Raw genomic sequence first — 21,177 nt, 5'->3', positions numbered from 1 at the left:
GTTTCAGCCCTTGGCCGCCTTCAGCTCATCGATCTTGGCGCAGAGGTTCTTCAGGACAAAATATTCCTCGGTGGAAACCTTGCCTTCGTTGACTTCCTGCGTCCACTGCTCAAGCGGGATCTTGATGCCGAATTCCTTGTCGATCGCAAACACGATGTCGAGGAAGTCGAGGCTGTCGATGCCGAGATCGTCGATCGTGTGGCTTTCCGGCGTAATGGTTTCGCGGTCGATTTCGCTGGTTTCTGCGATGATATCGGCGACTTTATCGAAGGTAGCGGTCACGCTCATGTCCTCTGAATTCTGATTGTTAGGGTTCCACATAGGGAAAAGACGCTTCGATGCCAATGGGCTGCGAAGCGCAAGTTCAAATTTTGCACCTGAACTGTTGCCTAAACAGCATCTGGCGCTATGGCGCGGGCAATGTTGAACGGCTGTGGGCCTGCCGCTCAGGCGGCTCGGCCTTCCACCAAGGCGGCGCGGATCACTTCGAGCACGCCTTCGGGGCGCACGCCCATCGTCACCTGCTGGCTCGGATAACCGTCCCAGGCGCCCGGCGGGAAACCGCGACCATCCGGCTTCTGGATGGTCTGGCCATCGGCAATACCGCCGCAGACCACACGGATCGCACCGCTTCGCGTATCGAAGAGGTCCGGGCGCACCAGATAGACGCAGGCGCAGCTGTCATGCACCACCATCCCATCGCCGACACGGGTCTTGTAGAAATCAATATAGAGCTGCGAGATATCCGAGAGCAGCTGAACCTCAGGGGCGCCTGAGGCCACCATGTCGGCGAGGAACCCGCTCGTCATTACCGTCTGCAGGGTCACATCGAGACCGACGACCACCACCGGCCAGGAGGCGGTAAAGACGATGTCTGCGGCTTCCGGATCGCCATGGATATTGGCCTCAGCCGCCGGCGAGACATTGCCGTTCACATCAAACGCGCCGCCCATGATGACGACCTGTTTGACGAGGCCAGCAATCTCCGGATCCGCCTTCAGCGCCAGCGCAAGGTTTGTCATGCGGCCAACGGCAATCAGCGTGATTTCGCCGGGATGCGCGCGCACGGTCTCGATGATGAACTGATAGGCCGGACAGGGATCCTTCACACGAGAGATCACGTCCGGCACCGGCACGTCCCCGATGCCGTTATGGCCGTGGATGGCGGTTGGCCAGTAGGCGCCGCCGCGCGCCGGATCAAACGTCTGCCCTGCCCCTTCGGCCACCGGTGCCGGGATGTTCCAGGCCTCGCCGAGATAAAGCGCATTGCGTGTGGTGATGTCGATCGGCGCATTGCCGAACACGGTGGTCACGCCGACAAGTTCGATCTCAGGGTGCTTATGAAGGAAGAGAAGCGCCATCGCATCATCGATGCCCGGATCCGTGTCGAAAATCACCTTGTGCATGCCGAATTATCCTGCCGGTTGGGAGGGCGGCACCATAACGCCGAATGGCCGTAGCGCAAGTCCGCCGATGTCCCAAAGCCACACTCTGCATTGCTTCAGACGGCAAAGACTGCCTGCCCGCTTGCGGCAAGGCCGCCGGAGTGCCAGAAGGCGGCATCCGCTCTTTCCCGCTGCCGTCGCCACGGCCGCCTTGTCCAGAGATTTTTCCGTGCACGACCTTGCTCCCCAGATCCTTGCGCTGCTGTTTCTGGCAGCGATCCTTGCCGGTTTCATCGATTCGATTGCCGGCGGTGGCGGCCTCATCACGGTTCCCTGCCTGCTTCTGGCCGGCGTGCCGCCGCTGGAAGCCATTGCCACCAACAAGGTGCAGGGGCCATTCGGCACGGCATCGGCCACCATCGCCTATGCCCGGCGCGGCCACGTGAAGCTGAAAGAGCAGTTGCCGATGGCATTGATTGCCGTGGTGGCCGGCGGTGGCGGCGCGCTCATCGCCTCGCATGTGCCGGGACGTTATCTGGGAGCTGCGATTCCCTTCCTGCTGGTTGCCATCGCGCTGTTTTTTGCGCTGAAGCCGAACCTCTCCGACCGCGACAGCACGCGGCGCATTACGCCTGCCGTCTTTGCCGTGACGGCCGTTCCGTTCGTGGCGCTCTATGATGGCATCTTCGGCCCCGGCGCCGGCTCGTTCTATATGCTGGGCTTCGTGCTGCTAGCCGGCTTTGGCATGCTGAAGGCGACGGCGCACACAAAGCTCCTCAACCTCGGCTCCAACCTCGGCTCGCTCGCCGTTTTTGCGGTGAACGGCGCGATCCTCTGGAAGGTTGGCTTGATCATGGGCGTCGGGCAGTTGATCGGCGCGCAGATCGGTTCAAGGCTTGCCATGCGCGGCGGCGCAAAGCTGATCAAGCCGCTTCTGGTGATTTCCTGCCTTGCCATGGCCACCAAACTTGTGGCCGACCCCACCCATCCGATCCGGATCTGGCTGGGGTTTTAGAGGCGCATCACTTCATCTTCAGCGGCAGGCCGGCGGCGATGAAAAACACCGTATCGGCGACGGCTGCCAACTGCTGGTGCAGGCGCCCGGCATGATCGCGAAAAGCCCGCGCCATGCGATTTTCCGGCACGATGCCAAGGCCGACCTCGTTCGACACGAAAATAACAGGTCCCGGCAGCGCGGCCAGCGAAGCGACCATCAGGCGCATTTCGTCGTCCAGCGCGCGCTCGGCCATCATCAGGTTGGTAATCCAGAGTGTCAGGCAATCGACCAGCACGACCCGGTCGGGTGCGGCGATGGTGGCAAGGGCGGCCGAAAGCTCCAGCGGCACCTCATGCGTCACCCAGCCCTCGCCACGCTGTCTACGGTGCTCAGCGATGCGCTGGCGCATCTCGTCGTCCCAGGCCTCGCCGGTTGCGACATAATGTTTTTGCAGGCCGGCCTCATTCGCCAAACCTTCGGCAAACCGGGACTTGCCCGAGCGGGCACCGCCCAGCACGAAGGTGATCTTGCCGGGGTGCTGAATTGCCATGCCATGCGCCATAAACTGTCGGAAATGAAAATGGACGGACCGGCCGTATCGCTGAAGGCACCATGAAAGAGTGGCAAATTCGTAGATAAGGAGGTCGCCACCCCGGCTGATCATGTGCCCTATGCGAAAGCCTCGGCTGGAGGCCGAGCGCGTCCGGCTGCCCATGCACCCGTTGACCCGCCTGACCTTTATCCCGCTCTCCACGGGAGAGCACCGATTGGTCCGTCCAGTCCTGCTGCGCCGTCCCGGACGCAAGCAAGCCCCAGGTGAGAGATTGCGGCAGGACGCAACGGGTGTCAACCGTCGCATGCGTGATTGCGCAGATAACGATGGCAATGATACATTGAGGGAGAAGCGTGCCGCAAAACCAGCCTTAACGGCCATAAAGGCAGCGGCTCTGAACAGAGCCAGTACAGCAAGATACAAACTGGCTCCGGGACGCAAAACCTTTCCGGAGCCATGGGCTATTCGCCTCGACAGACTGAATAGCCTCCCATTCGTTACCGACCGGTTATTAAGTGAGCGATTGTTCCAATTTTTTTCGCTTGGCCCCGATATTTTTTGAATGTGGGCAAGGGCGCTAATGGGATACGATCTGTCAAACCTCAGACGTGACTTTTGCAAGCTTTTCGATCCCTCCACGGCTCCACCCGCCGATGAGGCAACATTAGCGGCAGGTTGAGGGAAAAGTGGCGCCTTTTGATGCAGTTGCTGCCTTGTTTCGGGCGCGCGCCCGGCTTTCTCCGGATGCACCTTCTCCCACAGACGGTTGATTTTCAAAGCGGAACGCTTAGGCTCGAATTACTGTCATACGCACTACACAAAATCCGCACAAAGCGGAAAGGCAGCCGAGGGGCGCAAATATTGACAGAGACGGTCAGCAAGATCGGTGACCGGCATGGTAAACAAGAAGCACAACCGAAGGTAATTCAGCCACGCATATCCTTTAAAATGTAACCATCAAAGACTGGGAGGTCTTAGACGATGAAAACACTTCTCGCTTCCACCGCACTTGCGGCTGGTCTCTACGCCATGGCCGGTTCCGCCCAGGCGGCCGGATGCGGCGACGTCTCCATCGCCGAAATGAACTGGGCCTCTGCCGGCGTCGCAGCCCAGGTCGACAAGATCATCCTTGAAAAGGGATATGGCTGCACCGTGACGCTGGTGACCGGTGACACCATGCCGACCTTCACTTCCATGAACGAAAAGGGCCAGCCGGACGTAGCGCCGGAGCTTTGGGTGAATGCCGTGCGCACGCCGCTTGATGCGGCCGTAACCGAAGGCCGGCTGATCATCGCCGCCGAAATTCTGGCCGATGGCGCGGTGGAAGGCTGGTGGATCCCGAAATTCCTCGCAGACGCCCATCCCGACATCAAGACGGTGCAGGATGCGCTGAAACATCCCGAACTGTTCCCTGCCCCGGAAGATGCCTCCAGAGGCGCTGTGTCCAATTGCCCCTCGGGCTGGAATTGCCAGGTCTCGACGGCCAATCTCTACCGGGCGCTGGGTGCCAAGGATAAGGGGTTCGATCTGGTCGACACCGGTTCGGCGGCAGGCCTTGACGGCTCTATTGCCAACGCCTTTGCCAAAAAGACCGGCTGGCTTGGGTATTATTGGGCACCGACCGCGATCCTCGGCAAATACGAGATGGCAAAACTGTCCTTCGGCGTACCGCATGACAAGGCGGACTGGGATGCCTGCACGGCGGTTCCCGATTGTCCAAACCCCAAGGTCAACTCCTATCCGACCTCGCAGGCCTATACCGTCATCACCAAGCGTTTTTCCGAAAAGGCGGGCGTGGCCCTCGATTACGTCAAGGCGCGCAAGTGGGGCAATGCCATGGTGAATTCGATCCTGGCCTGGCAGGATGCCAACCAGGGCACCAACGAAGATGCCGCACGCTATTTCCTCAAGAACAACCCCGACGTCTGGACGCCGTGGGTGAACCCCGAGGCCGCGACAAAGGTGAAGGCCGCCCTTTGAGGCGGTCCCAGCTTGATGGCAAAGCTGTCTCCTACCGCGACGTCATCCTCGGCCTTGTGCCGAGGATCTACCAAGACCCAGTAAAATCAAAACGTTGTAGATACTCGGGACAAGCCCGAGCATGACGGAAGAAAGTTCAAGGCCCTTTGTCAGCAGTCTGAGGCCGCCCTTGCGGCGACCCTTCCGGTAAAATTGACCTCCCATCCCCGGTCTTCTCATGAGGAGGCCGGGACGGGATCTGGGGTGTGACAGGCGATACGACCGGCAAACGGCACGCCTTTAAAAATCGAAGGGGAAACGATGGCGACCTGTTCTGTGCTGCCGGACGCGCTTTGCAACTTTCCGGCCATCAGCGACCAGACGATCCGCATGGCCCGCAAGACGATCGATGACGGGTTCAAGGGGTTGGTGCGCGAATACGCAGACGTAATCGATGTGCTGGTGCAGCCGCTGCAATGGTTTCTCAACTATCTCGAGCGGCTGTTCACCACCTCGCCGTGGATCCTCGTACTCGCCGTAATGGTGGCCATCGTCTATCTCGCCAGCCGCTCGAAGGCCATCACGCTTGGGACGGCGCTCGCCATGAGCGCCATCGGTCTTGTCGGGCTCTGGGAGGATACGATGGTAACGCTTGCCATCGTCACCGTCTCCACCCTCATCGCCATCCTCATCGGCCTGCCGATCGGCATCGTCATGGCGCGCTCGAACCGGGTGCAGGGTGTGGTCAATCCGGTGCTCGACGTGATGCAGACCATGCCGAGCTTCGTTTATCTCATTCCCGTCGTGGTGATCTTCGGAATCGGCAAGGTGCCGGGGCTGATTGCCGTGGTGATTTACGCTGTGCCGCCGATGATCCGGCTGACCAATCTCGGCATACGCCTGGTGGACCGTGACGTGCTGGAAGCGGCAGATGCCTTCGGCTCATCGCCCGGCCAAAAACTGTGGAACGTGCAGATCCCGCTGGCGCTTCCCACCATCATGGCCGGCATCAACCAGACCATCATGATGTCGCTTGCCATGGTCGTCGTCGCCTCCATGGTCGGCGTCGGCGGGCTTGGCAAAAACACGCTGCAGGCAATCAACAACCAGTTTTTTACCTTCGGTTTCCTCAACGGCTTTGCGCTTGTGGCCATCGCCATCATCTTCGACCGCGCAAGCCAGGCCTTTGGCAAGCGGCTGCAGAAACATTCGGAGGTGGTGCATGGCTAGTCACGGCATCGAGATCCGCGGGCTCTACAAGATTTTCGGGCCCGACGGCGCAGGCTATGTCGAGGCCGTGAAGGCCGGCATGACCAAGGCAGACCTGAACGAGAACCACGGCCATGTGCTGGGCCTCCAGGATATCAACATCTCCATGCCCGCCGGCGGCATTACTGTGGTGATGGGGCTTTCCGGCTCCGGCAAGTCCACGCTCATCCGCCACATCAACCGGTTGATCGAGCCAACGGCGGGCGAAGTGATCTATGACGGCACCGACATCTGCCGGATGACGGTCAGCCAGCTTCGCGAATTCCGCCGCCACAAGACCGCAATGGTTTTTCAGAAATTTGCCCTCCTGCCGCATCGCACGGTGCTGGAAAACACCGTCTACGGTCTCGATATCCAGGGCATTCCCCGCACCGACAGCCTGAAAAAGGCACGGTACTGGATCGACCGCGTCGGGCTTTCCGGCTTCGAGAGCCATTATCCAAACCAGTTGTCCGGCGGCATGCAGCAGCGGGTGGGGCTTGCCCGCGCGCTCACCAACGATGCCGACATTCTCCTGATGGACGAGGCCTATTCGGCGCTCGACCCGCTCATCCGCGTCGACATGCAGGGCGTGTTGCTGGACCTGCAGGCGGAGTTGAAAAAGACCGTTGTGTTCATCACCCATGATCTCGATGAGGCGCTGAGGCTTGGAGACCGCATCGCCATCCTGCGCGACGGACAGGTGGTGCAGCAGGGCACCGGGCAGGACATCGTGCTCAACCCCGCCGATCACTACATCGCCTCCTTCGTGCGCGAGGTTAATCGTGGCCGAATCATCCAGGCGAAAACGGTGATGACTCCGCTTGGTGATTTGGGGCTATCTTCGGAAAGCATTGCCGTGCCCGCGTCGATGACGCTGGAAACGGCAGCACGGCAGATGACGCTTGCCAATGTCACGGAGGCCCGTGTGGTCGATGACACTGGGCAGCCCGTCGGCCGGCTGGATTTTTCCGCGCTCGTTTCCGCCATGGTCACACCGACGCCGCATGAGGCAGCGGGGTGAGTTTTCGGGGATGGAAACCTAGCGTCCGGGGGCCGTTGAAAGAACATTAGACAGTCGGTATATGGCATCATCCGATGCATCGCAGACTGAGCAGGACAGGCCCATGACCGAGATTTCCTCCATCGCAAACCGCGAGACGGTGGCCGACGCACTCGCCACGTTCTCGGCCGACAACCAGTCTTTCCTGCAACTGGCGATGGAAAATCCGAAATGCGACGATGCCCTGCTCGACGGGCTGCATCTTTATCTCGACCGCGCGTCAACCGCCCGATTTCTGAACTCGCTGAAACTGCAGAAATGCGGGGAATGGATCGGTAACGCCGCACCCGCGCGCTTGCAGGTGCGGCTAACAGAAGCGTCAAAGTCCAGCCAGCATCCGGCCTTTGCGGCGTTCAGGCAAGGCCTTGTGCGCTCCGGCGGGCTGGAACGGGCCTATCCGCCGTCTCCCGTGTGAAGACGGCATCGGGGGGTCCGGCTTCCTTTTGAAGCAAGCATCAGCCTCTCAGGCGAAGCACTCTTCGGTCATGCCGTGGACGCGCCGGAAGGCCGATTCGGCGCCGGCGATAACGCGCTCTTCCGCTTCAGGCGACAGGGAAATGCCATCGAGTGCTGCGGTAAACGTGCGCCAATGCAGCCCGCGCCCGTTTGGTGAACCGGCCAGATGGCGGGCGCCAAATGTTTCGTCGAGGCCAAGCTTTGCGGCATATTTCAACAGGAAGGCGGCCCCCAGGTTGGAGCCTTCGATGACATAGAGCCAGCCCAGTGCCTCTGCCATATCAACCGGCTGTCCCGCGGAAAACACAGGCGGTTCGGTCGTCTCCGGAAGCTCAAGTCCGAGATCGGTCAGATCCTGCGCGATAAGGCCGAGGCGGTTGCGACCGGCCAGATCCGGCAAAAGCGCATCGAGTTCCGGATTGGAAAACAGCGCGTCGAGATCCCGGTGGAACCGGTACTGCATGACAAGAAAGCATCCGTAGCGCTGACGATCGGCAAAGGGGTCCGCGCGCATAATCCGCTGGTCCAGGCGCTCATGCGTCGAATGCGTTGCAGCCTTCAGCCGTTTCGTGCGGCTTTCCTCGGCATTCACCGGCCTCTCCAGAACTTCGGTTGCGCTCATCTTTGCTCGATCCTTCAATACTTGCCCCGCGGATCATCGTCGCCAATTGTAGCGTCCAGACCCCGAGTTCCCTGCCTGACGCACCTGATATCAGCTTGGATTTCGGGCGGCAATAAAGTTGAATTATTTTATCACCATTTAAATGCTGAAATTCGACGGGCGGGGAAATGCAAAAAGGCCGGTCATCGAGACCGGCCTTGTCGAACATGTCTGTATCGCTGCCTTAACGGGCGGCGCGTTCCACGCTACGGCCAGCGTCCTGCGTCGCATTCACGGTGTTTGCAGTATCCCGACCCATGCCACGGATCGTATTGCCGCAGGACGAGAGGGACATCGTGGTGGCGAGCAGTGCGGCAATGACGGTGATGGTCTTGGCGGTCATGTGAAAGTCTCCGATGGGAATGAACAGGATCGTGTCCGGAAAGTGAGTTTCCGCCTCTGGAACGTATGAGATGCGAAAAGGTTCACTGCCTTCCACTGCTCTTTTTATGTCCTGCCCTTTTTGCCTTGGGGACGGACAAACCCCGCGAGAAGAAGGACTTCCCCTTAACGTTTTTTTCTGCGCAACTGCGCAACTATCTGCGGCACGGGGAAAAGACTGCAGAGAACAGGGCGGGGATGCAGGACAGGCGCGACGCAAACGTGGTGGTGATGACGGCTGGCGGGCTCAATCCGCAGGTTATGGTCAATGTTCTGGCACGATCCTTTCCGGGACTACAGGTCCTGCAGGAGGAGAGCGAGAGCAAGCGCGAGATTTTCCGCCGCCGGGCAAGGCGGCTCGGCCGACTGACGGCCGTCGGGCAGCTTGCAACCATGGCCCTGTCGCGGTTCGGCAAACAGATCGCGCTACGGCGCACCGAGGAAATCCTGGAGGAATACCGGCTCTGGGCAGGCGCCGATGCCTCGATCAAGACCACGCATGTCTCATCGCTCAACAGCCGTGAGGCGCAGGCGGAAATCCTGCGCATGAAGCCGGATGTGGTGTTTCTCATTTCATGCCGTGCCCTGTCGCGCGGCACCCTTGCTGCCATCTCCTGCCCCATCATCAACTTCCATGCCGGCATCAATCCCACCTATCGCGGGCAAATGGGCGGATACTGGGCGTTGGTGGAACGGGACAAGTCGAATTTCGGAGCGACAGTGCATCTGGTCGATGCCGGCCTCGATACCGGCGACACGCTCTACGAAGTGCGCCCGACGCCATCGCCGCGGGACACGATCTCCACCTATCCGCTGCTGTTGACGGCCGCCGGCACGCAGATGTCCATCCGCGCCATCGAGGATGCCCTGCGCGGCGATTTGCAGCCGCGCCGGCCGGTCGGGCGGTCGGTCCTGCGTTACCCGCCGCCGATCTGGACCTATCTTTACCACGGACTGACACGCGGCATCTGGTAAACCCTGCCCTTCGCACGCTCCGCATCATCTGCGGCAGCCGGGAACAGGTTCGCGCAGGATTAATGCTCTAATAAAGGGATCAGTGGAATGCCGATCCACGAAAAAAGTCCTGCCTGTTCATGAAGAAAGAGAGGCGGGAGGCAGAAAGCCAGCATAATGCACTATGATTGGACAGGCGTCGAACAGCGCCGCCGCATGGTCCTGCGGTCCAGCTTTGCCATCTTTTCCGTCCTGGTCGTGGCCATACTGACCGTGTTGGGACTGATGTAACGACGGCGGATACCGCCTGATGACCCAATGGCGGGCGGCAGACGGCCGTTCAAGCGTTTCCGGCCGACCCGATCCGGATCCGCTCAAAGCCGTCTATCGCCCCGTCAGCGCAATTTCTCGGGACCGGCACATCCTTGCCCTTCAGGCGGCGGCACGCTGCATTTCGCTATAGGCTTCCCGAATGCTTTCGGCGACGGCCTTGCCCGGCACCGACAGATTCGGCGCGGTCACGAGCCGAATGTCAAACGTGATCAGTTCCGGCAATCCCTCCCGCAGTCCAAGCACCGTCATGTCTTCCGTGATGTAGGAGCGCGGGAAAGGCGCGATGGCAAGATCGGAGACAACGGCGGCACGCTGCGCCATCGTGTTGGCGCTGAGATAGGCGATACGATAGGGCCGCTTCATCGCTTCAAGCCGGCTGATCGCCTCCTGACGCCAGATGCAGCCATCCTCCCAGATCGAAATGGGCAAGGGATCGCGCAGATGCGCCGTGCCGCATTTTGCACCGGCCCAGACCAGATTTTCGCGATAAACCACCTCGCCCTCCGTCGGAAACGGTTTGGTCGCGCAGTTGATCAGCGCCAGATCCAGCCGCTGCTCCTCCATGCGCCGGCGCAGGTGCAAACTCATGTCCACGGTGACATCAACCATGATGCCGGGAAAGGTGGCGCCGAAATCCTTCAGGATCGCCGGCAAAAGACGTTCGGCAATGTCATCGGCAGCACCCAGCCGCACCACGCCGGATAGTTCCGGCATGACGAAACGCGACACCGCCTCGTTCGACAATGCGATCATGCGGCGCGCATAAGACAGCAGCATCTCGCCATGCTGGGTGAGGCTGACGGAGCGGGCATCGCGCAAGAACAGCGTCGTGCGCAACTGCTCTTCCAGTTTCTTGATCTGCATGGATACGGCAGACGGCGTGCGCAACACGGCTTCTGCAGCCGTTGAAAAATTCCCCGTTTCGGCAATGGCCACAAAGGTGCGCAGCACATCATTGTCGAGCAGCGGCAGCGAAGGGCGAAAGGGTGCGTTCATCGATCCATCTTTCAATTTAACTGAACTTAAGCACCATATCATTTCGTTTGATTGATCGTCAACCATGCCGCATCTTTGCAGCATCAGACGGCATGAAATCACAGAAATCGATCAGTGATATAAATTTCATTCGTTTGATTGATCGATAAACCCGGCGCATGGCTATCAGCGGCGACCGGGCAGTCGCAGACACGAAGGAGAATGACAATGACCATGATACTCGACCACCGCACGCACCCGTCACAGAGGCGCTGGCGCCTTCCATCCCTCCCCCTCTCATCGCTCGTTCAGATGATCGCGCCACACGTTTCGGCCTGGCAGGCAGCACGCACCCGGCGCCAGACGGAACGCCTGCTGGAATCGCTGCCCTTCGATGCGCGCAAGGACATCGGCTGGCCCACAAGCGACGCCGCAGCCGCGGAGCGCCGCTGAATGCGAAATTGCGACATTCACCAAAACCCGCGTTCGAAGAGCACCGGACGCGGGTTTTACATTTCGGCTTTGGAAGGGCGTTGAATAGCCCAAATTTGCGCCAGTTGGCCCCTCAGAAGGCAGCGATTGCACCATGTCGCAAAAATGGTAAAGCGCGGCATTGTTGTTTTATGAGATGGGCGCGAATACAACTTTGAATGTCGCATGAAGGACATTCATGCACCATAATTTCACGCGAGGAATGTCGATCCGCCACGGAGCCCCCTCGCCGATGAACAAGCCTCAGGTCACGAAGCGCACGCTCGTCTTTTTTCTCGTTCCCCATTTTACAATGCTGCCCTTTGCCGCCGCGGTGGAAACGCTGCGCATTGCCAACCGCATGCTGGGCTACCCCGCCTATGAATGGCGCCTGGCGTCGACGGACGGCGAAAAGGTGCATTCTTCGAGCGGCATTGCGCTTGAGGTCAACAGTTCGCTGGCCGATGAGCGGCGCCATCTCGGCGGCGAACGGCGCCCGAACATGGTGTTGATCTGTTCCGGCGTTTATGTCGAGGAATTCAACAACAAGTCGGTCAACGCCTTCTTGCGCGAAACGTATAATCGCGGCGTGGCCGTCGGCAGTCTCTGTACGGGCGCCCATGTGCTGGCACAGGCAGGGCTTCTGAACGGCAAGCGCTGCGCCATTCACTGGGAAAACCTGCCGGGTTTCGCCGAGGCCTTTCCGCAGGCGGAGGTTTATGCCGATCTCTATGAGGTCGACGGCAATCTTTATACCTGCGCCGGCGGCACGGCATCGCTCGACATGATGCTGAACCTGATCGGCCAGGATTTTGGCGAAACGCTGGTCAACCGCGTCTGCGAGCAGCAGTTGACCGACCGGGTGCGCAACCCGCACGACCGCCAGCGCCTGCCTCTGCGTGCACGCCTTGGTGTGCAGAACGCTAAAGTGCTGCAGATCATCGAGCTGATGGAAAGCAGTTTGGCCGAGCCGCTGTCGCTGATCGAGATCGCCGACGATGTCGGCCTGTCGCGCCGGCAGATCGAACGGCTGTTCCGCCAGGAAATGGGCCGCTCACCGGCGCGTTATTACCTGGAAATCCGCCTCGACCGCGCCCGCCATCTGCTGGTGCAATCCTCGATGCCGGTGGTGGAAGTGGCCGTTGCCTGCGGTTTCGTCTCCGCCTCGCATTTTTCCAAGTGTTACCGCGAGGTCTATAACCGCTCGCCGCAGCAGGAGCGGGCCGAGCGCAAGCTGACGATGAGCACGCTGCGCATGGGTGCGGTCGCCTAAATCACGCTGATGTACGCCGCCGCTGGTCGCCACGATCAGCGGCGCGACAGGCTGTCAGGGTTCTCATCAAGAAGGGGTCCAGCCTGTCACGCTTGGCCCCTGCCCTTTCCCGGGCAGCCTTAAACGTCACGTCGTCTCGTGCGCATCCTTTGACGATACGCGTTCCATCGTATCGAGCACCTCTTCCGGCGTGACGTCCTTTTGCAATTCCTCGATTTCCTCTTTCTGCTCGACGACGATCCCAAGCTTTTCGGCCATCGCCGCGACAATGGAGAGGATCTGCGTGGTCTCGTGTTCCGCCAGAAGCGAAATCTGCAGGTTGAGGTCTGCCCGCTTGTCATCAGCCTTGGCCATTCTGTTCTGACTGATCATCACGAAGGTGGAAATAAAGATGGCTTCCACCGATGCCACCATGGCGAGGATCACAAGCGAGGGATCAAAGGCCGGTATGAATGGCAGAAAACCGATATTCACAAGTATCCAGCCGCCGAACACGAGGGCATGGAGATAAACAAACGTCATCGATCCCGCAAAACGGGTAATGGCGCCTGCGGCCTTGTCCTCCAGGGAGGCCTGCGCCTCGTCCCGGATACGTCGCTCCAGGAGCGTGTCAATATTTCGGTCAAGGCGACCTGATGGGGTCATGGGCTTTTGATTGGATTTGGGCATCCGGGTTCTCCGTCTCAGACGAGGAACTTGCCCGACGCGATCAAGTTGCGGGTGTCCGCGCGCTGCCCGCTAAAAACGCCGAGTGTTGCCGGTATGCCGCCCCCGCCTCAATGGAAGGGCAAAGGTCAGCCAGCTGGTCTTCGGCCATCAGCAAAAACGCCGCGTCCCTTTCGGAACGCGGCGCAGGCAGATCAAGGGCGGTGGACATTCAGGCCGGAACGGCAGCCTTGGCGGAGGCTTCGCGCCGCTGGTAGGCCTGCATGGACTTGATCTGCAAGAGCGTGTCCAGGTTCTGGTTGACGCGGCAATGAAACTCCTCGTCGATGAAGGGGCGCAGCATGAAGTCATTGCCGCCGGCCTTCAGGAAACGCGCCGACAACAGCCGATCCGTCGAGGACGACACGCCGATGACGCGCAATTCGTGCGAGCCACGCACCGAGCGAATGCGGCGCGTCAGTTCGAAACCGTCGATATCGGGCATGTTGTAATCGGTAACGACGAGGCCGATATCGGCGTTCTTCTTCAGGAGGTCGATGGCCTTGGCGCCGCTTTCGGCAACGCTCACCCGGAAATTATAGCGCTTGAGGCGCGTTGACAGGAGCGCGCGCGCCGTCGGGCTGTCATCGACGATCAGCACGTGATGGCGGTGGTTGGTGAGGAAGCGGCAGACCGATTCCACCAGCATTTCCACGGCAAAAACGTTGTCCTTCAGGATATAGTCGACGATATCCTTGGCCAGCAGCTTTTCGCGCGTCTGTTCCTGGAACGTGCCGGTAAAAACGATGGTGGGGATGTTGAGGTCGAGCAGGTATTCCAGCGCCTCGCCATTTTCGGCGCCCGGCAAGTTGATGTTGGAAATGGCCAGCGTCACCGGCTCGTCCGACAACTCGTTTGCCATCATCAGATCTTCGTGCGTGCGGCAGATCTCTGCGTCAATACCAACGATTTCCTTCAGCCGCTGACGGATCATGGAGGTGAAGACGTTTGAGTCTTCCGCCACGATGATACGAGCCTCCGGAAACTGTTCGCCAGAGTATTGCATTCCGGAAATCCCGAGGTACGTCATGATCCGCCTTCTTTATATTCGTGATGCATTGAATATAAAAAAGCAGACTTGCAGAACCCTTAAGCGAATCGGGGACAAGTAGCACAATCAAGCGAAAAAGGCGGCCCCAGGGAGCCGCCTTCAAAACATGGTCAATCAATCCTTGATTGCGCCGATCAGCCGGCGCGGATCGCCGCGTTATCAGGGTCAAACGGGCTTTCCGGCACCACCACCGCATCAAACAGTGTGCCGAGGATCTTGATCTTCAGCTTGGTGCCGACGCCTGCATGGTCCGGCCGCACCATGGCAAGCGCCACAGACTTGCCGATACGCCAACCGTACGCACCGCTGGTGGCGCGCCCGACGAGGTCGCCGGCCTCGTTGTAGATCGCTTCCGAGCCACGAGCATCGACGTCCGTATTGCCCTCGACAATAAGCGTGACGAGGTTGGAGCGCAGGCCCGCGTCACGTGCAGCCAGCATGGTATCGCGGCCGATGAACTGCTTTTCCGGACGGATGAAACGATCAAGGCCAGACTCGTAGGCATTGTATTCGATCGACAGCTCGCGGCCCATGTTGCGATAGGACTTTTCGACCGCCATCGACACCATGGCCCGGATGCCGAAGGGCTTGATGCCAAACTCGGCGCCGGCTTCCATCAGCTGATCGAAGATGGTGGCCTGCATCTCGATCGGGTGATGCAGCTCCCAGCCGAGTTCGCCGATGAAGTTGACGCGCAGCGCATGGGCCGTTGCAACGCCCACCGCGATCTTCTTGCCCGTCAACCAGGGGAAATCCTTGTTGTCGAGGCTGGTGCGGGTGAGCTTCTTCAGCAACTGGCGCGACTTGGGGCCGGCGAGAACAAGCACGCCGTATTTCTGCGTGATCGGCTGCAGGGTGACGGAACCATCCTTTGGCGCCAGGCGCTGCAAGAGGTCGTGGTCATGGGCTTCGAGGAAACCGGCAGACACCATGTAGAAACGATCCGGCGCCCACTCATAGACGGTAAACTCCGCCTTCACGCCGCCGGCCGGTGTCGGCATGTGGCAAAGCGCGATGCGGCCGCGCTTCTTGGGGATCACGTTTGCGAAAATCGATTCGAGGAAGGCACGCGCGCCGGGGCCGGACACTTCCATTTTGGCGAAGGCCGACATGTCGAGCACGCCGACATTCTCGTGGACATTCTTCACCTCGTTGCCGACATGCTCAAAATAGTTCGAGCGGCGGAACGACCATTTTTCGACAATGCGGCCATCTTCCGTCGGCGGCGCATGGTTGTGGCTGGTGAGGACATCGGCACCGACGCCGAGCTGATCGGCGGGCACTTCATAACCTTCCGGCGCAAACCAGTTGGCGCGCTCCCAGCCATAAACCGAACCGAACACGCCGCCCATCTTCTTCAGGCGGTCATAGACCGGCGTGACCTTCAAAGGACGCGCGGCAGAGCGCTCCTCATCCGGATAATGCATGGTGAAGACATTGGCATAGGCTTCCTCGTTCTTGGCAATGAGGTAACCTTCCGTCGCGTAAGGACCGAAACGGCGCGGATCGACGCCCATCATGTCGACGGTGGGCTCGCCATCGACGATCCATTCCGCCAGCTGCCAACCGGCGCCGCCGGCCGCCGTGATGCCGAAGGAATGGCCTTCGTTCAGCCAGAAATTGGTGAGGCCCGGCGCCGGACCGACGATCGGGTTACCATCAGGCGTGTAGGCGATGGCGCCGTTATAAACCTTCTTGATGCCGACTTCGCCAAAGGCCGGCACGCGGGCAATCGCCGTTTCGATATGCGGCATCAGGCGGTCCAGTTCTTCCTGGAACAGCTCGTATTCGCTCTCGGCGGAGGGACCGTCGACATAACAGACGGGCGCGCCGACCTCGTAAGGCCCGAGGATGAGGCCGCCGGCCTCCTCGCGCATATACCAGGCGCTGTCGGATTCGCGCAGAACGCCCATTTCCGGCAGGCCCTGGCGGCGACGCTCCAGGATCGCCGGATGCGGTTCGGTGACGATATACTGGTGCTCGACGGGGATGACCGGCACGTCGAGGCCGACCATTTCGCCGGTCTTGCGGGCAAAGTTGCCGGTGCAGGAAATGATGTGCTCGGCGGTGATCTCGCCCTTGTCGGTCGTCACCTTCCAGAGCCCGTCCGGCTGCTGCTCGATGGCGGTGACGGTGGTGTTTCGGTAGATGGTGGCCCCGAAATCACGCGCGCCCTTGGCCAGCGCCTGCGTCAGATCCGCCGGCTGGATATAACCGTCATCGGGATGCTGGATGGCGCCGAGAATGCCGTCGGTCTCGCAGAGCGGCCAGATCTCCTTGACCTCTTCCGGCGTCAGCATGTTGACCTTGACGCCGATGGTTTCGGCAATGCCGGCGTAATACATGTACTCGTCCCAGCGGTCCTTGGTGCGCGCGAGACGGATGTTGGACACCTTTGAAAAACCGACATTCATGCCGGTTTCCACCTGCAGCTCCTCGTAGAAGCGCACCGAATATTTGTGCAGCTGGCCGACCGAATAAGACAGGTTGAACAGCGGCAGAAGGCCCGCCGCATGCCAGGTGGAACCTGACGTCAGCTCCTTGCGCTCGATGAGCACGGCATCGTTCCAGCCCTTTTTTGCCAGATGGTACAGCGTGGAAACACCCACTACCCCGCCACCGATCACGACCGCCCGTGCATGTGTCTTCATCTGAGCATCCCCTCTGACCAGACGGGTGCCCGATGAACGGCACCCGCGCATAATTTTCGCGCCGACTATGCAATCACCAGCCGCCAGCCAAACGCCTGTTTACGACATGCGCCAAGCTTGCCGCGACGAGGGCAAAATTGACGGCTGCCAAATGCAGACGCGCCTTGGTCACGGTTCAGGCAGGCTCGGGAGACGCCCCCTCACCTTCGCCATCCTTGTCTGTCTGCGACGCCTTCTCCTGAGGCTTCGGAGCCGAAGGCTCAAGACGCGTCAGCACGGTGCCGCGAATATTCACATCCTGATGCGGATAGGGCATCTCGATGCCTTCCTCGCGGAACCGCTTCAGGATCTCGGCACGCAGATTGTTGCGCACGGTCAGGCCATCGTTCATGTCGGCGAGGTGAAAGCGCAGTTCGAAATCCAGCGACGAAGCGCCAAACCGCAGGAATTCCACATGCGGCTCGGGATTGCGCAGAACCTCTGGCACGGCATGCGCCAGCTCCAGCAGCAACGCAATGACACGCTTCGGATCCGAATCATACCCGACGCTAACAGGCACTTCCGAGCGCTGAATGCGGTTGCGATGCGTCCAGTTACCGACCGCAGCATTGATGAGATCGGAATTCGGCACGATGATCGACTGCTTGCGGAAGGTTTCGATCTCGGTGGCGCGCACGGAAATGCGCTTGACGATGCCTTCCGTTGTGCCCGTCACAACATGGTCACCCACCTTGAACGGCCGTTCCACCAGAAGGATGAGGCCGGAAACGAAATTGGACACGATGTTCTGCAGGCCAAAACCAATACCGACGGAGAGCGCACTGGCAACCAGCGCAAGGCTCGAAAGATCGATGCCGGCCGCCGAAATGCCGATGACAGCCGCAAGTCCGATGCCGAGGTAACCGATGCCGGTCTTGACCGAATTGCGCACGCCGGCATCCACCTGGCTGCGGGCCATGACATTGCGGTCTATCCAGCGCTGCGCCCAATGGGTGCCGAGATACCCCAGCAGGAACAGCAGCACGCCGCCGAGGATCCCGATGAGCGAGATATTGATGCTGCCGATGGAGATCTGCGTGAACAGACGATAGGCGGCGCTCTGGATGTCCTGGATCTGAAAACCCCAGGTGAGCAGGATCAGCGGCACGCCGAACAGAAGCGCCACCGCATAGATGCCAAGCCCCGCCGCAAGCCCGATCTGATCCAGCGCCACTTCACCGAGCTTGAAGCGCTCGGCAAAATGACGACCGACCACGGTATTGGCAAAACTGCCCTGCTTGCCGACAGCCTTGCCCGATAGAAGCCCGATATACATGGTGACGATCATGGCACCGGTGAGCACGATCTGCGTGGAGGCAAACCGCGCCAGCCCGACATAACCGGTGAGCACGGCAAAGATCAGCCCAAGCCCCATCGCCCGCATCAGGAGCGGAACGCCGCGCGGCCAGGGCCGCCCCGCTTCCTCCGGGTCCTTGCTGTCTGCAAGTTCCGGGCGCAGGAACGACATGCCGATGAGGATCAGGCCGACCAGTACGGAGGCGACCAGGCTCTTGACGATGGTCAGCACCACCGGCGAATTCAAGGCTTCGCCGATGGCGCTCAGCACGTAATCAAGCCCGTTGATAACGGCCATGCCGAGCACGAGCCAGTAGAGCCATCGCCCTCCGCGGTTCGACACATGGGCAAGGCGCCAGTTCGGATGCTCGGGCGCAAACAACAGCCCGCACAGCCGCGCCACGAAGAACACCAGCCAGACGAACCCGAAGAAGGAAGCGATCATCGGCGCCACATCCGAGCGCAGCACATTAAAGCTGACAAGGAAAAAGAACGTGGCAATGAGGAAGGCGGTCAGCGACGCCGTCTGCACGATCAGCGACCAGAAGGCAAAGGACAGCCGCGTGATATAGGGGGGATTTTCCACCGAAAGGTCGCGGTTGATCATCCGCCCGAACAGCCGGTAGCCACCGGCCAGAAACAGCAGCGCCGCACAGATCGACAGGAAGATCGCCGACAGAAGCTGCAGCTTCTTGAATTTCCAGGCAAAGCTGATCCAGCCGGACATGGCGCCGTTGAACGCGCGCACCTCGGCGGTGAAGGCTTGGGCCGCGTCAGTGAACACGGCCGCCGACAGATCGGTATATTTCAGCAGCCTTTCGGAAAACAGCCGACGACGCTGCTCGGTGATCTTGGCTGACAGCGACCGCGCGGCGGCCACCACCTGTCCGGCTTCGGCCGAAACGGCATTCAACTCGTTGCGCTCGGTCATCAGCCGTTTGCGCTCTTCGGTGACGACAAGCGCTTCTGGCGGCTGGCCCTCCTGCGGCGGTTCGCCAAGCTGGGTGACCCTTGTCTGGATCTGCTCCAGCCGCTGGCGGGTCTTCACCATCGTCTCGTCCACATGCGTGGCGAGATCATCGGCCTGTACCTTGAATTCGGCAAGGCGAAAATCCTCGACATCGGCGTCTGCCGTCTGCGCTGTTATCGTTTCCAGCGACTTGCGCGCATTGGCAAGAACCGCCTCGGTGTCGACGGTCAGAGCATCGTTGCCGGGAAGCGTAGCGCCCGGAGCGGCATTGGCTGCCGGTTCCGGGGCGGAGGATGTCGGGGCGGCCTGCGGATCCTGCGCGCGCGAAAAGCCGGCGCTGAGGCTGGTCGCGGCCAAAGCGAGACCTGTGACAAGCAGCGCCAGGCGCACAAAGCCGATGGACCGGTCGAAAGGCAATTTCATCACGTCGGGAACCCCAGGCAGGTGAAGCTTCAGTCCATAAGTTCAGTTGTTCCCGAAGGAAAGTGGATTGACGCAAGGAGTTGCCGCTTCGACACCGGCGAAGGGGCAGAACTAAGGCATGCCGAGACGGCGGCCTTGCGTAAAACCGGGGCATGTCGGCGCTTCAACCGATTTTACCTCTGCTGGAACATTCGGCACGGATCGGCGTTGACGGCCCGACACCTATGAAACGAGAGGGTAAGGTCATGGAAAACGCAGGTATCGGCTGGATCGCAGCCATCATCATCGGCGGCATTGCCGGCTGGCTGGCAGAGCAGTTCATGAAGAGCAACATGGGTGTTCTCATGAACATCATCCTGGGCATCGTCGGCGCCATCGTCGCCAACGCCATCCTCAGTGTCTTCGGCGTCGTGCTGGGCGGCTGGATCGGTTATCTGATCGCAGGCTTTATCGGCGCCTGCATCCTGATTGCCGTCGCGCGCATGATCAGGCGCTAACACCTAAGACGGGTGAACCAAAAAACCGGGTGCCAAGGCATCCGGTTTTTTTATGCCTTCAAGAAAATCAGGCTAGCTGCATCGAATGCGAATTAATCCCGAGGTGACGGGCGAGCACCTCGACCACCAGATTATGATCGTCCCGCTGGGGAAGACCGGACACGGTGACCGTGCCGATACAGCCGACTCCGTTGACGAAAATGGGAAAGCAGCCGCCGTGGGCCGCATAGTCGGCGCTTGAAAGCCCCCACTTTTCTTCCATTGTGGCATTCTGTGCTTTCAGCTCTAGCCCGAGCCCATAGCTTGAGCGCAGGAACCGCTCGACCAGATTGCGCTTGCGGCGGATCCAATGCTCGAAATCCGGCCGTGCTTCCGGAAGAGCTGAGAAAAACGCTTGCATGCCGTTGATGCGAATATCGATGGATAAAACCAGACCTCGCTCGTCGGCACGCCGGCGCAGATTCTCGCCGACCGACCAGGCGCTGGCGAGATCGAAGCGATCAAACCGCAGCAGCCTCTCCTGTTCGCCAACCTTTGCAATATCGTCCTCGATAGCCATCGGCATTCCTCCCCTTGTCACTCCCATGTTGGGAGCGAACCGCACTGCTACAATAGCCCATAAAGCCGACCCGCAACCAGTTCGACAACCCGATTTAGCCCACCTTCACCGACTGCCTTCCGCAGGCGCTGGCCATCGATTGCGTCCGTCTGGGGAGTAAAAAATTTTCCCCGGCCAAAAGCCCGGCTTTGCAGGCGCTTTGGAACAAAACCCTGCGATCTCGGAAGGGCCTGTTGAAAAGAAACGAAAGTTTTTTTGAAAGGGCGCTAGACAAGCT

At 60.1% G+C, this 21,177-nt stretch carries 20 protein-coding genes; 9 read left to right on the top strand and 11 right to left on the bottom strand.

Annotated elements, in window-relative coordinates:
* Positions 1 to 3 precede the first annotated feature (3 nt).
* Entirely contained in the window at positions 4 to 288 is a 285-nt protein-coding gene (locus tag AC4CWH_RS05670; RefSeq protein ID WP_210104799.1) for an acyl carrier protein, read from the bottom strand.
* A 158-nt stretch (positions 289 to 446) separates the two neighbouring features.
* Complete coding sequence (locus tag AC4CWH_RS05665; protein ID WP_491320754.1) at positions 447 to 1,406, bottom strand: nucleoside hydrolase; 960 nt, start codon at positions 1,404 to 1,406, stop codon at positions 447 to 449.
* Positions 1,407 to 1,614: 208 nt separating this feature from the next.
* On the opposite strand from AC4CWH_RS05665, the gene AC4CWH_RS05660 reads away from it, so the two are divergent.
* Positions 1,615 to 2,400, top strand: a complete 786-nt coding sequence (locus AC4CWH_RS05660) for a TSUP family transporter (RefSeq protein ID WP_491320753.1) — start codon at positions 1,615 to 1,617, stop codon at positions 2,398 to 2,400.
* A gap of 7 nt (positions 2,401 to 2,407) precedes the next feature.
* Here the strand turns inward: AC4CWH_RS05660 and cobU are convergent, their stop codons facing one another.
* A complete protein-coding gene (gene cobU, locus AC4CWH_RS05655; RefSeq protein WP_491320752.1) occupies positions 2,408 to 2,932 on the bottom strand; it encodes a bifunctional adenosylcobinamide kinase/adenosylcobinamide-phosphate guanylyltransferase in 525 nt (174 codons plus the stop codon).
* A 984-nt stretch (positions 2,933 to 3,916) separates the two neighbouring features.
* On the opposite strand from cobU, the gene AC4CWH_RS05650 reads away from it, so the two are divergent.
* The 4 genes from AC4CWH_RS05650 to AC4CWH_RS05635 all read left to right on the top strand — a co-directional run bounded on the left by AC4CWH_RS05650 (position 3,917) and on the right by AC4CWH_RS05635 (position 7,620).
* Positions 3,917 to 4,915: an ABC transporter substrate-binding protein gene (locus AC4CWH_RS05650; RefSeq protein WP_491320751.1), complete on the top strand. Its 999-nt coding sequence runs from the start codon at positions 3,917 to 3,919 to the stop codon at positions 4,913 to 4,915.
* A gap of 300 nt (positions 4,916 to 5,215) precedes the next feature.
* Complete coding sequence (locus AC4CWH_RS05645) at positions 5,216 to 6,124, top strand: ABC transporter permease (RefSeq protein ID WP_491320750.1); 909 nt, start codon at positions 5,216 to 5,218, stop codon at positions 6,122 to 6,124.
* Complete coding sequence (locus AC4CWH_RS05640) at positions 6,117 to 7,166, top strand: quaternary amine ABC transporter ATP-binding protein (protein ID WP_491320749.1); 1,050 nt, start codon at positions 6,117 to 6,119, stop codon at positions 7,164 to 7,166. Before AC4CWH_RS05645 ends, AC4CWH_RS05640 begins: the two co-directional genes overlap by 8 nt.
* Before the next feature lie 103 nt (positions 7,167 to 7,269).
* Complete coding sequence (locus AC4CWH_RS05635; protein ID WP_491320748.1) at positions 7,270 to 7,620, top strand: hypothetical protein; 351 nt, start codon at positions 7,270 to 7,272, stop codon at positions 7,618 to 7,620.
* Between the two features lie 48 nt (positions 7,621 to 7,668).
* Here the strand turns inward: AC4CWH_RS05635 and AC4CWH_RS05630 are convergent, their stop codons facing one another.
* Together AC4CWH_RS05630 and AC4CWH_RS05625 are read right to left on the bottom strand one after the other, a co-directional pair.
* A complete protein-coding gene (locus AC4CWH_RS05630) occupies positions 7,669 to 8,283 on the bottom strand; it encodes a biliverdin-producing heme oxygenase (RefSeq protein ID WP_491320747.1) in 615 nt (204 codons plus the stop codon).
* 223 nt (positions 8,284 to 8,506) lie between these two features.
* Complete coding sequence (locus AC4CWH_RS05625) at positions 8,507 to 8,665, bottom strand: entericidin domain-containing protein (protein WP_491284698.1); 159 nt, start codon at positions 8,663 to 8,665, stop codon at positions 8,507 to 8,509.
* Positions 8,666 to 8,901: 236 nt separating this feature from the next.
* Here AC4CWH_RS05625 and AC4CWH_RS05620 point away from each other — a divergent pair, with 236 nt between their 5' ends.
* Entirely contained in the window at positions 8,902 to 9,678 is a 777-nt protein-coding gene (locus tag AC4CWH_RS05620) for a formyl transferase (RefSeq protein ID WP_491320746.1), read from the top strand.
* 411 nt (positions 9,679 to 10,089) lie between these two features.
* Here the strand turns inward: AC4CWH_RS05620 and AC4CWH_RS05615 are convergent, their stop codons facing one another.
* Complete coding sequence (locus AC4CWH_RS05615; protein WP_491285285.1) at positions 10,090 to 11,028, bottom strand: LysR family transcriptional regulator; 939 nt, start codon at positions 11,026 to 11,028, stop codon at positions 10,090 to 10,092.
* Between the two features lie 165 nt (positions 11,029 to 11,193).
* Between AC4CWH_RS05615 and AC4CWH_RS05610 the strand changes: the two genes are divergently transcribed.
* Together AC4CWH_RS05610 and AC4CWH_RS05605 are read left to right on the top strand one after the other, a co-directional pair.
* A complete protein-coding gene (locus tag AC4CWH_RS05610; protein WP_491320745.1) occupies positions 11,194 to 11,418 on the top strand; it encodes a hypothetical protein in 225 nt (74 codons plus the stop codon).
* Between the two features lie 271 nt (positions 11,419 to 11,689).
* Entirely contained in the window at positions 11,690 to 12,709 is a 1,020-nt protein-coding gene (locus AC4CWH_RS05605; protein WP_491284693.1) for a GlxA family transcriptional regulator, read from the top strand.
* 126 nt (positions 12,710 to 12,835) lie between these two features.
* On the opposite strand, the gene AC4CWH_RS05600 is transcribed toward AC4CWH_RS05605, so the two are convergent.
* From AC4CWH_RS05600 to AC4CWH_RS05585, 4 genes are all read right to left on the bottom strand, one after another.
* Entirely contained in the window at positions 12,836 to 13,378 is a 543-nt protein-coding gene (locus AC4CWH_RS05600; RefSeq protein ID WP_491320744.1) for a DUF1003 domain-containing protein, read from the bottom strand.
* 208 nt (positions 13,379 to 13,586) lie between these two features.
* Positions 13,587 to 14,444, bottom strand: coding sequence for a response regulator (locus tag AC4CWH_RS05595; RefSeq protein WP_491320743.1), 858 nt, complete (start codon positions 14,442 to 14,444; stop codon positions 13,587 to 13,589).
* 155 nt (positions 14,445 to 14,599) lie between these two features.
* A complete protein-coding gene (locus tag AC4CWH_RS05590) occupies positions 14,600 to 17,116 on the bottom strand; it encodes a GcvT family protein (protein ID WP_491320742.1) in 2,517 nt (838 codons plus the stop codon).
* 175 nt (positions 17,117 to 17,291) lie between these two features.
* The gene (locus tag AC4CWH_RS05585; protein WP_491285282.1) at positions 17,292 to 19,844 is read right to left on the bottom strand and encodes a mechanosensitive ion channel domain-containing protein; all 2,553 of its coding nucleotides are present in this window, start codon (positions 19,842 to 19,844) and stop codon (positions 17,292 to 17,294) included.
* Between the two features lie 245 nt (positions 19,845 to 20,089).
* On the opposite strand from AC4CWH_RS05585, the gene AC4CWH_RS05580 reads away from it, so the two are divergent.
* On the top strand, positions 20,090 to 20,341 hold the full coding sequence (locus AC4CWH_RS05580) for a GlsB/YeaQ/YmgE family stress response membrane protein (RefSeq protein ID WP_491284685.1): 252 nt from the start codon (positions 20,090 to 20,092) through the stop codon (positions 20,339 to 20,341).
* Positions 20,342 to 20,408: 67 nt separating this feature from the next.
* Here the strand turns inward: AC4CWH_RS05580 and AC4CWH_RS05575 are convergent, their stop codons facing one another.
* On the bottom strand, positions 20,409 to 20,900 hold the full coding sequence (locus AC4CWH_RS05575) for a heme-degrading domain-containing protein (RefSeq protein ID WP_491320741.1): 492 nt from the start codon (positions 20,898 to 20,900) through the stop codon (positions 20,409 to 20,411).
* Positions 20,901 to 21,177: the final 277 nt, after the last annotated feature.

This window comes from Neorhizobium sp. PAMB6716, assembly GCF_058242805.1.
This window is presented reverse-complemented; position numbering and strand designations above follow the sequence as displayed.